The 13,623-nt window shown below is 65.5% G+C and carries 15 protein-coding genes; 3 read left to right on the top strand and 12 right to left on the bottom strand.

Annotation, left to right across the window (positions count from 1 at the left end; genetic code table 11):
* Positions 1–6: 6 nt before the first annotated feature.
* From ccmE to ccmA, 5 genes are read right to left on the bottom strand one after another with little or no spacing between them, the layout of a single operon-like run.
* Positions 7–459, bottom strand: a complete 453-nt coding sequence (gene ccmE, locus AC2CQI_RS29045) for a cytochrome c maturation protein CcmE (RefSeq protein ID WP_075802612.1) — start codon at positions 457–459, stop codon at positions 7–9.
* The gene (ccmD, locus tag AC2CQI_RS29040) at positions 456–632 is read right to left on the bottom strand and encodes a heme exporter protein CcmD (RefSeq protein WP_484578624.1); all 177 of its coding nucleotides are present in this window, start codon (positions 630–632) and stop codon (positions 456–458) included. The genes ccmE and ccmD overlap by 4 nt, the downstream gene beginning before the upstream one ends.
* Positions 629–1,399 carry a heme ABC transporter permease gene (locus tag AC2CQI_RS29035; RefSeq protein WP_075802614.1) on the bottom strand — a complete coding sequence of 257 codons (771 nt, stop codon included), beginning with the start codon at positions 1,397–1,399 and terminating at the stop codon, positions 629–631. Before AC2CQI_RS29035 ends, ccmD begins: the two co-directional genes overlap by 4 nt.
* A 42-nt stretch (positions 1,400–1,441) precedes the next feature.
* Entirely contained in the window at positions 1,442–2,110 is a 669-nt protein-coding gene (ccmB, locus tag AC2CQI_RS29030) for a heme exporter protein CcmB (RefSeq protein WP_009399927.1), read from the bottom strand.
* Positions 2,107–2,739, bottom strand: a complete 633-nt coding sequence (gene ccmA / locus AC2CQI_RS29025) for a cytochrome c biogenesis heme-transporting ATPase CcmA (RefSeq protein WP_484578623.1) — start codon at positions 2,737–2,739, stop codon at positions 2,107–2,109. Before ccmA ends, ccmB begins: the two co-directional genes overlap by 4 nt.
* Before the next feature lie 187 nt (positions 2,740–2,926).
* Here ccmA and fliK point away from each other — a divergent pair, with 187 nt between their 5' ends.
* From fliK to AC2CQI_RS29010, 3 genes are all read left to right on the top strand, one after another.
* Positions 2,927–4,495 carry a flagellar hook-length control protein FliK gene (fliK, locus tag AC2CQI_RS29020; RefSeq protein WP_484578622.1) on the top strand — a complete coding sequence of 523 codons (1,569 nt, stop codon included), beginning with the start codon at positions 2,927–2,929 and terminating at the stop codon, positions 4,493–4,495.
* Complete coding sequence (locus AC2CQI_RS29015; RefSeq protein WP_075802617.1) at positions 4,492–4,827, top strand: EscU/YscU/HrcU family type III secretion system export apparatus switch protein; 336 nt, start codon at positions 4,492–4,494, stop codon at positions 4,825–4,827. The genes fliK and AC2CQI_RS29015 overlap by 4 nt, the downstream gene beginning before the upstream one ends.
* 431 nt (positions 4,828–5,258) lie before the next feature.
* On the top strand, positions 5,259–7,994 hold the full coding sequence (locus AC2CQI_RS29010; RefSeq protein WP_484578621.1) for a dermonecrotic toxin domain-containing protein: 2,736 nt from the start codon (positions 5,259–5,261) through the stop codon (positions 7,992–7,994).
* Positions 7,995–8,144: 150 nt separating this feature from the next.
* On the opposite strand, the gene AC2CQI_RS29005 is transcribed toward AC2CQI_RS29010, so the two are convergent.
* From AC2CQI_RS29005 to AC2CQI_RS28975, 7 genes are all read right to left on the bottom strand, one after another.
* Positions 8,145–8,537, bottom strand: a complete 393-nt coding sequence (locus tag AC2CQI_RS29005) for a DUF2802 domain-containing protein (protein ID WP_075802619.1) — start codon at positions 8,535–8,537, stop codon at positions 8,145–8,147.
* 1 nt (position 8,538) lies between these two features.
* Entirely contained in the window at positions 8,539–9,018 is a 480-nt protein-coding gene (locus AC2CQI_RS29000) for a chemotaxis protein CheW (protein WP_042123150.1), read from the bottom strand.
* Between the two features lie 67 nt (positions 9,019–9,085).
* Positions 9,086–9,994 (bottom strand): CheW domain-containing protein, encoded by a 909-nt coding sequence (locus AC2CQI_RS28995; protein WP_484578620.1) that lies wholly within the window; start codon positions 9,992–9,994, stop codon positions 9,086–9,088.
* Positions 9,994–10,785, bottom strand: coding sequence for a ParA family protein (locus tag AC2CQI_RS28990; protein WP_075802621.1), 792 nt, complete (start codon positions 10,783–10,785; stop codon positions 9,994–9,996). Before AC2CQI_RS28990 ends, AC2CQI_RS28995 begins: the two co-directional genes overlap by 1 nt.
* Positions 10,786–10,827: 42 nt before the next feature.
* On the bottom strand, positions 10,828–11,718 hold the full coding sequence (motD, locus tag AC2CQI_RS28985) for a flagellar motor protein MotD (RefSeq protein WP_075802622.1): 891 nt from the start codon (positions 11,716–11,718) through the stop codon (positions 10,828–10,830).
* A gap of 2 nt (positions 11,719–11,720) precedes the next feature.
* On the bottom strand, positions 11,721–12,461 hold the full coding sequence (locus AC2CQI_RS28980) for a flagellar motor protein (RefSeq protein WP_075802623.1): 741 nt from the start codon (positions 12,459–12,461) through the stop codon (positions 11,721–11,723).
* A complete protein-coding gene (locus AC2CQI_RS28975) occupies positions 12,461–13,591 on the bottom strand; it encodes a protein-glutamate methylesterase/protein-glutamine glutaminase (protein WP_484578619.1) in 1,131 nt (376 codons plus the stop codon). Before AC2CQI_RS28975 ends, AC2CQI_RS28980 begins: the two co-directional genes overlap by 1 nt.
* Between the last annotated feature and the right edge of the window lie 32 nt (positions 13,592–13,623).

Below are 13,623 nucleotides of genomic sequence, written 5' to 3'. Positions count from 1 at the left end.
CAGCATTCATTGCGCTTGTGCTCCGCTGGCCGCTTGCCCGCTTTCCTGGAGAGCCTTGGTGACCTCCGGCGGCATGTATTTCTCGTCGTGCTTGGCCAGCACTTCATCGGCCACCACCACGCCCTCGGCGTTCAGCTTGCCGAGGGCGACGATGCCCTGGCCTTCGCGGAACAGGTCGGGAAGGATGCCGCGGTAGGTGATCGGCACGGACTTGTTGAAGTCGGTGACCACGAAGCGCACGTCCAGCGAGTCGCCGGAACGCTGCACCGAGCCCTTCTCGACCATGCCGCCGGCACGGATGCGCGTGTCCAGCGGCGCTTCGCCGTTGGCGATCTGGGTCGGGGTGTAGAACAGGTTGATGTTTTCCTGCAGCGCGCTCAGGGCCAGGCCCACGGCGACACCGAGGCCGGCGAGCAGGCCGAGGATGATGAACAGGCGCTTCTTGCGTTGCGGATTCACTTGGCGTTCTCCCGGCGCAGGCGGCGCGCCTCTGCTTGCAGGTAACGACGACGGGCCATCAGCGGCGCGGCGACGTTGATGGCCAGCACCGCCAGGCTGATGCCGTAGGCCGACCAGACATACAGGCCGTGATGGCCCATGGCGAGAAACTCGCCGAAGCTTGCGAAGCTCATCGGGTCCCTCCCAGGCTGTTCAGCACTTCGTCGCGGACCCAGCTGGCGCGGGCTTCGCGCTTGAGCACTTCGAGGCGCATGCGCATCAGCAGCACGGCGCCGAAGAAGCAGTAGAAGCCCAGCACCGTGAGCAGCAGCGGCAACCACATCTCCGCCGGCATCGCCGGTTTCTCGGTGAGGGTGAAGGTCGAGCCCTGGTGCAGGGTGTTCCACCACTCCACCGAGTACTTGATGATCGGGATGTTGATCACCCCGACGATGGCCAGCACCGCGCAGGCCTTGGCCGAGCTCTCACGATTGCTGATGGCGTGGCCGAGGGCAATGAGACCGAAGTACAGGAAAAGCAGGATAAGCATGGACGTAAGGCGGGCATCCCAGACCCACCAGCTGCCCCAGGTCGGCTTGCCCCAGATGGCCCCGGTGACCAGCGCCACGGCGGTCATCCAGGCGCCGATGGGCGCGGCGCTCTGCAGGGCGACGTCGGCGATCTTCATCTTCCAGACCAGGCCGACCACACCACAGACCGCCAGCATCACGTAGCAGGACTGGGCCAGCATGGCCGCCGGCACGTGGATGTAGATGATCCGGAAGCTATTGCCCTGCTGGTAGTCCTGCGGGGCGAAGGCCAGGCCCCAGACCACGCCGGTGCCGATCAGCAGCACGGCGGCGACCGCCAGCCAGGGCAGCATGCGCCCGCTGATGGCATAGAACCATTTGGGGGAACCGAGCTTGTGAAACCACGTCCAGCTTATTGCGCTGCTTTTCATCACGGTACATCCAGGGTCTTTCTGGGCGTGGCCCAGACCTCATTATTCGCCGACGCTGATCTTCAGGCCGGCGGCTATCGCGAAAGGTGCAAGGGTGACTGCCAGGGCGGCCAGACTGCCGAGCCAGAGCAGATATCCGGTTGCGGGCATAGCTTGCACTGCTGCTTGTAAGGCGCCACTGCCCAGGATCAATACCGGGATATATAACGGCAGAATCAGTAGCGCCAGAAGCAGACCACCACGTTTCAAACCAACGGTCAGGGCCGCTCCCACGGCGCCCAACAGACTCAATACCGGGGTACCGAGCAAGAGCGATGCCAGCAAAACCGGCAGGCATTCCACTGGCAGGCCAAGCATCACCGCCAGCAGCGGCGACAACAATACCAGCGCAAGCCCGGAAAAAATCCAGTGTGCCAGCACCTTGGCCAGCACCAGAAGCGGCAGGGGGTGCGGCGAAAGGACCCACTGTTCGAGGGATCCATCCTCGAAATCACTGCGAAACAGCCCGTCCAGCGAGAGCAGGACCGACAAAAGTGCGGCGACCCAGACTAACCCTGGAGACAAGATTTGCAACAATTGTGTCTCAGGACCGACCGCAAGTGGAAACAATGCGATGACGATCGCGAAGAAAACCAGCGGATTGGCCAGTTCTGCCGGACGTCGGCAGAGCAGACGCGCTTCGCGGCGCAACAACAGGACGAAAACACTCATGCGGCCCACTGCCCCAGGTTGATATCGCGATAGCCGGAGGGCGTGCGCTCCAGCGTGTGGTGGGTGGTCAGCACGACCATGCCGCCCTGCTCGCAATGCTGCGCCAGGTGCGCTTCGAGCTGGGTCACGCCCTGTTTATCGAGGGCGGTGAAGGGTTCGTCGAGGATCCACAGCGGCGGGCTGTCCAGGTACAGCCGGGCCAGGGCCACGCGGCGCTGCTGGCCGGCGGACAGGGTGTGGCAGGGCACGTCCTCGAAACCGCGCAGGCCGACCGCTTCCAGGGCCTGCCAGATCGCCTCGCGGGAGGCTGGACGGTGCAGGGCGCAGAGCCAGGTGAGGTTTTCCTCGGGGGTGAGCAGGTCCTTGATCCCGGCGGCGTGGCCGATCCACACCAGGCTGCGGGCCAGTTCCGCGCCCTGCTCGGCCAGCGGCTTGCCGTTGAGCAGGATCTCGCCCTGGGTCGGTTGCATCAGGCCGGCCAGCAGGCGCAGCAGGCTGGTCTTGCCGCTGCCGTTGGGACCGCTGATCTGCAGCATGTCGCCGGCTGTCACCTGCAAGTGCAGGTGTTCGAAGAGCATTCGCCAGTCGCGCTCGCAGGCCAGGCCCACGGCTTGGAGATGAGGAGTCACAGATTCGCCTTATTGGTTCGGGACTGTCTCAAGTCGGTTCGACCCTGGCCGTTATAGAGACAACGAAAACCTGGCCGACCGGTCTGGTCGCGCGCGCCCGGATCCTGCGCTCGCGAAAGAAATCGGGCGGCATTATACATGCCATGTCCTACTGTAAAGAGGGCTATTTGAACAGGTCGCAAGAGCAATGACGGGCGAAATCAACAGCCTTGGCCCACAGGCATCGGCCAACCCGCAGGTCCGCGCCGCGGCCATGACCGGCGAGATGGTCAAGCTGCTGGAAACGCAGCCGGACCTGCTGGCAAAGGGCGAAACGGCCAAGGGTGAAGTGGTGTCCCTGCGCCAGGTGGGCGAGGAGTTCCAGATGCTCCTGCGCCTGCTGCGCGCCGGTGGCCAGCAGACCCTGGTGCAGGCCAGCGCCAGCCAGCCACTGCCCCTGGGCACCCAGGTCACGGTCAGCCAGCCCAATGCCAGCCAGTTGAACCTGGCGGTGCAGCAAGCGGCGGCCAACAACGTCAACACCCTGACCAGCCTCGATACCAAGCAACTGCCGGTCGGCACCTTGCTGCAAGGCAAGGTGCTGACCACGCAACTGCAAGCCCAACCGGGCAACCTGCCGCCGGTGTACCGTTCGCTGGTGACCCTGCTCAACACCTTGCAGGCCGGCGCCACCCTGAGCATCGACTCCCCTCGCCCGCTGCCGCTGGGCAGCCTGCTCAGTGCCCGGGTCATGGGCGACCAGCAGATCGCCTTCGTGCCGCTCAGTGGTCGCCAGGACCAGATGGCCATTGCCCAGAACCTCAGCGTCCAGCAGAACCGCCAGGCGTCCTTGCAGAACCTGCTGGCGGCGATGCAGCAGCTCAGCCGCAGCGACGACTCGCCGGCGAATGTGCGCGCCAGCGTCGACAAGCTGCTGGCCAGCCTGCCGGATATCCGCCAGTTCAGTGATTCACGCTCGGTGGCCCAGGCCCTGAACAACAGCGGTGCCTTTCTCGAAGCGCGGTTGCTCAGCGGTGCAGGCAGCCAGCTGGCCCCGGACATCAAGGCGCAAGTGGTGCGGCTGATCGCGCAACTGCTGCCCAACGTGCCGGGGGGCACGCCGTTTTCCCCGACTATCCAGACCAGCCTGGCCCAGGCCTTGCCGGGGATGGTCCGCAGCTACCTTGGCGCCCTCGGCCAGGTCGCGCCCAAGCCGCACCCGACGGGCTTCCCGCTGCCAACCCGGCTATTGCAGGCGGCCGAGGAAGAAGGCGACCTGCAACACCTGTTGCGTCTTGCCGCAGCCGCCATCTCGCGGATGCAGAGTCATCAATTGGCGAGCCTCGACCAGACCGGCAGCACTCCGGACGGTAACCTGCAGACCACCTGGCAACTGGAAGTACCGTTGCGGGTCGGGCCGGAGTTCATGCCGCTGCAGGTCAAGGTACAGCGCGAGGAGACCAGGGAACAGCAGGCCGACCCCGAACGGGAGCGTCGTGATCCGCTGGAGATGCTCTGGTGCGTGGACCTGGCGTTCGACCTGCATCCGCTGGGGCCGCTGCAGGTGCAAGCGCAGATTGCCCGGGGCAGCCTGTCCAGCCAGCTCTGGGCCGAGCGGCCGGAAACGGCCGAGCTGATCGAGCGGGAACTGGGTGGCCTGCGGGCGCGGCTGGTGGCGCGCGGGGTCAATGTCGGCGAACTGCATTGCCATCAGGGTGTGCCACCGCAGGGTCCGAGGACGCATCTGGAACAACGCTGGGTGGATGAAAACGCATGAGCAAACGACCACCGCGCCAGGCCATCGCTCTCAGCTACGACGGCGCCCAGGCCCCGACCCTCACCGCCAAGGGCGACGACGACCTGGCCGAAGCCATCCTCGCCCTCGCCCGCGAGCACGAAGTACCGATCTACGAGAATGCCGAGCTGGTCCGGTTGCTGGCGCGCATGGAACTGGGGGACAGCATTCCCGAGGCGCTGTACCTGACCATTGCCGAGATCATCGCCTTCGCCTGGCAGTTGAAGGGCAAGATGCCCATGGGCTTCCATGACGAACCGATCGCAGAGCGGGATATCACGCCGGAGCTGAAAAGGTTGCCCGGGCCGGAGTGATCGGGCGCCTTCGAGGGCCTCATCGCTGGCAAGCCAGCTCCCACAGGTTCCTCGACCAGCCGCAGGTTTTATGTTCGATGCGGTCACTGTGGGAGCGGGTTTACCCGCGATTGCGATGCTGAAGCCACTACTGCAATCGCGGGTGAACCCGCTCCCACAGGTTTCTCGGCCAGCCGCAGGTTTTATGTTCGATGCGGTCACTGTGGGAGCGGGTTTACCCGCGATTGCGATGCTGCAGCCACTACTGCAATCGCGGGTAAACCCGCTCCCACAGGTTCCTCGACCAGCCGCAGGTTTTGTGCCCGGCACGGACCCTGTGGGAGCTGGCTTGCCAGCGATGAGGCCCGGATGAACGACAAATAACTAACACTGCTGCACAGGTGCAAGCCCCTACCTTGACCGGCCCCACCGCCAACACGAGGCAGGCAACCATGCGCCATCCGCAGATCAATCCCCAGGGCCGACTCTTCGCCCGCGAACACTTCAACCACTTCCCGCGCCCCGACCAGGCCGCCAACCACGCCCTCATCCAATGGGCCAGCCAGCACGGGCTGGACATCGACCCTGGACAACTCGACGTGGTTACCCTGCGCTACCAGTGGTGGCCCAGACGCGGCTGGCAAGGCGTGATCATGCAGAAACTCGGGCTGACCGACGCCATGCTGAGCAACTGGCAAGGCGAGTCGGCCAACAACTGGCTGGGCGCGCTGGTCCACCAACCCTGGGGCGGCCACCTGCCGGGGCGCATCAACCTGGTGGATGCCCTGCTTCCCGGCCCCTATTCGGTGTACAACGGCCTGTTCCAGCGCAGCGATCCGCAGCAGTACGGGCCCGAGACCCGGGTCAACGTCGCCATCGAGACCCTGCAGCGCTTTATCTGGAACCTGGATTTCCACGCCACCTACCGCACCCAGCTGGACCAGTACTGGGCGCAAGCCCGCAGCGGCCACCGCAGCCTGGCGCTGATGGCATTCATCGCGGCCTGCAACCATCAGGTCGTCGAAGGCACGCTCGACGAGCCCGGCCGCCTGCTGGCCTGGCAGGCGGCGGACCTGTTGCCGCGCAACCAGGGATTCCACGCCCGGCCCCTGAATATCTATGGCTACGCGGCCACCGACATCCTCTGCCTGCAAGACGGGCAGTCGCCACACGTCTTGCTGTACATCCCGGGCAATGCCTCGCCGCTGCACAGCTTCGCCAGTGAAGACGCGCTGAAGACCTGGGTCGCCCGGCAGTGCCAGGCACCGGCGCGGCGCGACAGCCTCGCCCGCCACTTCGCCCTCGCCGACCAGCCCGACGGCCTGGATTTCAGCGGCCTGCACACCGCCCTCGAAGGCCTCGGCGCCTGGCCCGCCATCCACCACCTGTCACCCGACCGGCCGGGCTTCACCACCGACGGCCGCTGGTCTCCGGCCGATTACGTCAACTACCGTCCAGACACCTATAGCCCGCTGCTTGGCGACGACCTGTTCGCCGCCCTGACCGAGCGCCAGCACCAGCGCACCCTGGCCGACGCCGGCAGCCTGATCACCACCCGCAGCGATGTGCGCAAGGCCAACTGGCGCGACTACATGGTCTGCACCAGCAACATCCTGGCGCCATTGGTGATCGTGGTACCGGAACTCGGCCTGCTGTTCGCCTCCAGCAGCCTGGCGCAGTTTTCCCTGGCCCTGGACCGGGTGGTCAACGGACACAACCTGGAAGATCAGGCCGACAACGTGGAAATCGCCACCTACGGCCTGCTCAATGCGCAGCCACTGATCCTCGACGGCGCACGCCGGGCCAGCGCGCTGCTGCGTCTGTATGCACCGGAGTTCGTGGTGCCTGGGCGCGTCAACGGGCGCCCGGGCTACCGCCTGAGCCCCCTGAAACCGCCGCACCTGCGCCCGGAGCCGGCACTCGACTACTTCCACATCCCCGCCGACATTGCGCCCCTCGCCGAGTGCGACAGCGCCATCGCCGGCGCAGTGATCCGCACCCCGCGCTTCGATGGCGGGCTCGACCTGCTGCGCGCCAGCGTCAATGGCTACCTGTCCGAAGTGGTCTACGACCTGGAGAGCGACGGGTTCTTCTGCGCCAGCGACCTGAACCAGATCGACCCGCCGGCCTACGTCGCCCGCCCCGGTAGCCGGGCGCTGGTGCCGGCGCCGGAAGGACGCCTGATCGACCACTCGACCCGCACCGCCAGCCTGCGTGCGCTGGGCGTCGACCTGCCGTTGCCGGTGGCCATCCCCGCGCCCTTGCCCGCCGCGCAACTGCGCGAGATTCCGCGCCACGCCATGAGCCTCTGGCTCGGCCACAAGACCCTCGGCGAAGAACTGCTGGCCAATATCGCCAACAATGCCGAGCGCCTGCACGAAGCCGGCTATGCCTACCGCTTCTACCTGTCGCGGGCCTGGCCCGAGGCCTTCGAGGAAAACCTGCGTTTGCTCAGGCAGCGGGCACCGACCCTGACCGTGCTGCCGCTGGAGGACCAGGCCGTGTACGAGTCCTTCACCCGCACGCCCGGCTTCGAGCAGTACCAGGCGGCGATCGATGGCAATGGCGGCCTGGCCCGCAACTACTCGGCAGCGTCGGACGTGCTGCGTTACCACCTGCTCTATCACGAGGGCGGGCTGTACATGGACGTGGATGACACGCTGCTGGCGGAAGGCTTGCGCAGCGTGCTGATCGCCGGCGTCGAGCAGCAGGTACACGGCGAGTCGCTGCGCACGGTGCCGCTCAGGACCACGGCAGATGGCCTGCTGCTGCACCCGCCGGTCTCCAATGAACTGCTGGGAATGAACATCGAATACAACGGCAGCATGATCGGCAGCCATCCCGGCAATCCGGTGCTGGTGGAGGTCATGAAGGAACTGCGTAGCCGCTACCTGGCCAACCCGACGTTCTTCGACAGCCGCCCGGACCGGGCGCTGGACCCACAGGCCTTCCACCAGTACAGCACGACCCTGAACCGCCTGTGCGGGCCGGGCATGTTGTCCGATACGGCGATGCGCGAGCTGCCGGTGTTGCGGCGCCTGCGGGAGATCAACAACTTCTTTGTGATGCCGAACTTCAATGCCACGCCGTTCATCGATTTGCCGGCGTATGAAGCGGCGGTGCGGGAATGGCTGCCGCTGAACCGCATTGCGCGGATCGGCAGTGCCAATACCTGGGTGAACACCTGAAGAGTACTGCCGTCCCCTGTAGGAGCGTGGCTTGCCCGCGAAGGAGTGCGAAGCGCTCCCAAAATGGTGTTGGCAATGAGATTTTGGGACCGCTGCGCGGTCCTTCGCGGGCAAGCCACGCTCCTACAAGGTTCAGTGCAGGAATCGCTATCAGCTTTTGTGCAACTTGCGCATCAACTCCGCCTCCGCCTGGGTCAAGCCACAGGTCTGGGTCAGTTCGTCGACGCTCGCGCCCATCCCCACCAGCCGCGCCGCCTGAGCAAACGACAGGCTGTTGGGATCACGCTGTTCCAGTTGCAGCAACTTCTCCGGCAACGGCGAAACCGTCGCGCGCAGTTCGTGCAAGGCATCGCCCATGGACACCGACAGGTTCTGGTAATCGTCCAGGCGTTTGTGCAGGTCCTTGATGCGCTGGTCGCGCAGCGCATCACCCTGGGCCTGTTGCGCGGCGATCTCGCGCTGGCGCTTGCTGTAGTTCAGGAACAACCAGGCACTGGCTGCCCACAGCACCGCCAGGAATACGACCGCAACCTCCAGGATCAACTCAGATGTTCTCCAGCTCGGACCATTCTTCCTCGGTCATCATCTTGTCCAGCTCGACCAGGATCAGCAGCTCGCCGTTCTTGTTGCACACGCCCTGGATGAACTTGGCCGATTCCTCGTTACCGACGTTCGGCGCGGTTTCCACTTCGGACTGACGCAGGTAGACCACTTCGGCCACGCTGTCGACCAGGATACCCACCACCTGCTTGTCCGCCTCGATGATGACGATGCGGGTGTTGTCGGTGACGTCGCTCGGCACCAGGCCAAAACGCTGGCGGGTGTCGATCACGGTGACCACGTTGCCGCGCAGGTTGATGATGCCCAGCACGTAGCTCGGCGCGCCCGGGACCGGAGCGATCTCGGTGTAGCGCAGCACTTCCTGGACCTGCATCACGTTGATGCCATAGGACTCGTTGTCCAGGCGGAAGGTAACCCACTGCAGGATCGGATCTTCGGAACCTTGTCCAGACGTCTTTTTCATTCCCCTAACCCTCAAAAACCGCCGTCGGCGGAGTGCTCAGTGCGATCGCGCCGGTAGGCACGACCGATCATTTATGTCCCAGTTGCATGTTCTTGACGGCGCCACTGGCGATCAGCTCGGCCAGCTCGGCGACATCCAGCAACGCGCACATGTGTTCGATGACGGTGCCCGCCAGCCATGGCCGCTGGCCACGCTGGGAACGCCATTTGATCTCGCTCGGGTCCAGGCGCAGCGAGCGGCTGACCTGATGCACCGCCAGCCCCCATTCGTAGCCCTGCACCGAAATCACGTATTGCAGGCCTTCGCGGAAATCGTCGCGATAGCGCTCGGGCATGACCCAGCGCGCCGTGTCCAGCACCTTCAGATTGCCGGCATGGCTCGGCAGGATGCCGAGGAACCAGTCCGGCTGGCCGAACAGCGGGGTCAGTTCCTGGCCGGCCAAGGCATAGATCGAGCCCAGGCACACCAGCGGCACCGCCAGGGTCAGCCCGGCGACGTCGAACAGCAGGCACTCGAACGGCTCGGCAGCCCATTCCGGACGGCCATCGACCGTCTTCGGCGGCTGCGGTGGTGCCGGCAGGTGGACTTCCACCAGCGGCTCGACCTTGGCAATCACCGGCTCGGCGATCTTCTCTACCACCGGTTCGACGACAGGCGCTACCTTCAGCACCGGCGGCGCCACCGGCACGCGAACCGGCGCCGGCTCGGCGAAGATCACCGGCGCGCTACGCGCAGCAATGGTTTCGCGGCGGGCATCACGGGCCTGCTCTTCCAGCACGGCGGCCTGGAATTCGTCGAGGACTTCGCTGGTGACCGGTACTTCCACCGGCTTGACGACGACCGGTGCAACGACAACAGGAGCCGGTGCAACCACCGTCTCCACGACACTTTCTTCGGTGGCCTCCTGCAGCAGTCCGTCGAGGTAGGACTGCAGGGCCAGTTGCGGCTTGGTCGCCAGGGGTTGCGGTCGATTCATCAAGCCACCTGCGCCACGGCTTTCTGCTGGGTCAGCAGGTGCTTGAGCAGCGCCCGGTAGGCCACCACGCCGCGGCTCTTCGGATCGTACTGCGACGGCGTCACCCCGGCCCGGCTGGCATCGCGCAGGCGGGTATCGACCGGGATATAGCCCTGCCAGATGTTTTCCGGATAGGCGTCGCGCAGCACCTTGAGGGTGCCCATGGACGCCTGGGTACGGCGGTCGAACAGGGTCGGCACGATGTGGTACGGCAGCGCCTGGCGGCGCGAGCGGTTGACCATGGCCAGGGTACTGACCATGCGCTCCAGGCCTTTCACCGCGAGGTATTCGGTCTGCACCGGGATCACCAGTTGCTGGCTGGCGGCCAGGGCGTTGACCATCAGCACGCCAAGCAGCGGCGGGCTGTCGATGATGGCGTAGTCGAAATCCTGCCAGAGCTGCGCCAGACTCTTGGCGATCACCAGGCCCAGGCCGTTCTGCCCCGGGGACTGGCGCTCCAGCACCGCCAGCGCGGTGCTGGACGGCAACAGCGAGATCTTTTCGTTGCTGGTGGGCAGCAGCAGTTGCCCGGGCAGGCCGTCGGGCACCGTGCCCTTGTGCTGGAACAGGTCGAAGCTGCTGTGCTCCAGGGTGTCAGGGTTATGGCCGAAATAGCTGGTCATCGACCCGTGCGGGTCGAGGTCGACGACGACCACGCGCCGGCCGGCGTCGGCCAGCAGGCCTGCCAGGGCGATGGACGTGGTGGTCTTGCCTACGCCACCTTTTTGATTGGCTACTGCCCAGACTCTCATGCGCTGCTTCCTCCCGGTCAGACCGTGGCCAGCCGGGATCGATTAAAAGGTCGACGACGACGGGGTTTTGACGCTGTTGTTGCCCGAGGTCGGTGATACCGTGGGCGGTGCAGTTTGTGTGCCAGCCCGCTTCAATGCCGCATCCGGCTGCGCATTGGCGGTCCCGGTGCCGGTCAGGCTGCGACGCACATCCAGGTTGCGCGAGATCACCAGCACCACCCGGCGGTTCTTCGCCCGGCCATCGGCGGTGGTGTTGCTGGCGATCGGCTGGAACTCACCGTAGCCCACGGACGCCAGTCGCGCCGGGTTGACCCCTTCCATGGCCAGCAGGCGGACGATGCTCGCCGCCCGGGCCGACGACAGCTCCCAGTTGGTCGGGTACTGCGCGGTGCGGATCGGCTGGTCGTCGGTAAAGCCTTCGACATGCACCGGGTTGGCGAACGGCTTGATGATGTTCGCCACCTTCTCGATCAGGTTGAACGCGATATCGCTGGGCATGGCATCGCCACTGCCGAACAGCAGCGAGGAGTTGAGCTCGATCTCGATCCACAGCTCGTTGCCGCGCACCGTCATCTGGTCGCTCTTGATCAGGTCGCCGAAGGCTTCCATGACCTGGTCGGTGATGGTCTTCAGCGGATCGGCGGTGGACTGGGCGAGACCTGCGTCGGTCTGCTCGCTGTCCTTGACCAGCGGCTGCGCCGGCCGGGTGCTGAGCGGGCGCTCCTCGCCGATGGGGATCGGCCGGGTGCTGCGCTCGGACTCGCTGAACACCCCGATCAGCGCCTGCGACATGATCTTGTACTTGCCCTCGTTGATCGAGGAAATCGAGTACATCACCACGAAAAAGGCGAACAGCAGGGTGATGAAGTCCGCGTAGGACACCAGCCAGCGTTCGTGATTCTCGTGTTCCTCGACCTTGCGACGACGGGCCATGCCTACTCCATGAAGCCTTGCAGCTTCAGTTCGATCGAGCGCGGGTTCTCGCCTTCGGCGATGGACAGCAGCCCTTCCAGGAGCATTTCCCGGTAGCGCGACTGGCGCATGACCTGGGCCTTGAGCTTGTTGGCCACCGGCAGCAGGATCAGGTTGGCACTGGCCACGCCATAGATGGTCGCGACGAAGGCCACGGCGATGCCGCTACCCAGCTGGGACGGATCGGCCAGGTTGCCCATCACGTGGATCAGGCCCATCACCGCACCGATGATGCCGATGGTCGGCGCGTAGCCGCCCATGCTCTCGAACACCTTGGCCGCCTGGATATCCCGGGATTCCTGGGTCAGGAAGTCCACTTCGAGGATGCTGCGGATGGCCTCCGGCTCGGAGCCGTCCACCAGCAGTTGCAGGCCCTTGCGCGCATACGGATCGGGCTCGGCGTCAGCCACCCCTTCCAGGCCCAGCAGGCCTTCCTTGCGCGCGGTGAGGCTCCAGTTGACGACACGATCGATGCCACCGGCTAGGTCGACCCGTGGCGGGAAGAGGATCCAGCCGACGATCTGCAGGGCGCGCTTGAACGAGCTCAGCGGCGATTGCAGCAGTGCCGCCGCCAGGGTACCGCCGAGCACGATCAGAGCCGCCGGGCCGTTGACCAGGGCGCCGACGTGACCGCCTTCGATCAGGTTGCCACCGATGATCGCGACGAAGGCCAGGATAATGCCGAGAAGGCTGAGAACATCCATCAGACGCAGGCCTCGACCAGGTGACGGCCGATATCGTCGAGCCCGTAGACCGCGTCGGCCAGGTTGGCCTTGACGATGGCCATGGGCATTCCGTAGATCACGCAGCTGGCCTCGTCCTGGGCCCAGACCTGGCTGCCGCCCTGCTTGAGCAGGCGCGCGCCTTCGCGGCCATCGGCGCCCATGCCGGTGAGGACCACCGCCAGGACCTTGTCGCCGAAGGACTTGGCCGCCGAACCGAAGGTGATGTCCACGCAGGGCTTGTAGTTGAGACGCTCGTCACCCGGCAGGATCTTCACCATGCCACGGGCGTCGACCATCATCTGCTTGCCGCCAGGGGCCAGCAGGGCCAGGCCGGGACGCAGCATGTCGCCGTCCTCGGCTTCCTTGACGTTGATCTTGCACAGTTTGTCGAGGCGTTCGGCGAAGGCCTTGGTGAAGGCCGCCGGCATGTGCTGGATCAGCACGATGGGCGCCGGGAAGCCGGCCGGCAGTTGGGTCAGGACCCGCTGCAGGGCCACCGGACCACCGGTGGAAGTACCGATGGCGAGCAATTTGTAGGCCTTGCGCTTGGGCGCCGGCGAGTGGCTGGCCGCCGGGGCTGGCGCGGGTGCCGGAGCGGCGCTGCGGGTCGGCAGCGGCGACGGTGCACGGGCCGAACCCAGCGACGACACCGGGCTGGACGAGGTGGTGCTGACCGCGGGCAGCGCGCTGGAATAGCTGCTGAAACGGCGGTTGCTGCGGGAGATGGTGTGGACCTTCTCGCACAGCAGTTGCTTGACCTTGTCCGGGTTGCGCGAGATGTCCTCGAAGTTCTTCGGCAGGTAATCCACCGCACCGGCGTCCAGGGCATCCAGGGTCACCCGGGCGCCTTCGTGGGTCAGCGAGGAGAACATCAGCACCGGGGTCGGGCAGCGCTGCATGATGTGGCGAACCGCGGTGATGCCGTCCATGGTCGGCATCTCGTAGTCCATGGTGATGACGTCGGGCTTGAGCGCCAGGGCCTGGTCGATCGCTTCCTTGCCGTTGGTGGCGGTACCGACCACCTGGATGGTCGGGTCCGCCGAGAGAATTTCCGAGACGCGGCGGCGGAAGAAACCGGAATCATCCACCACCAGGACCTTGACTGACATAAACACTCCATTAGGCGGCGCAACCGCGAGGT

The organism is Pseudomonas sp. P2S-1 (assembly GCF_057197725.1).
The sequence above is the reverse complement of the archived record's forward strand: the minus strand, read 5'-3'. Positions and strand labels throughout refer to the sequence as shown.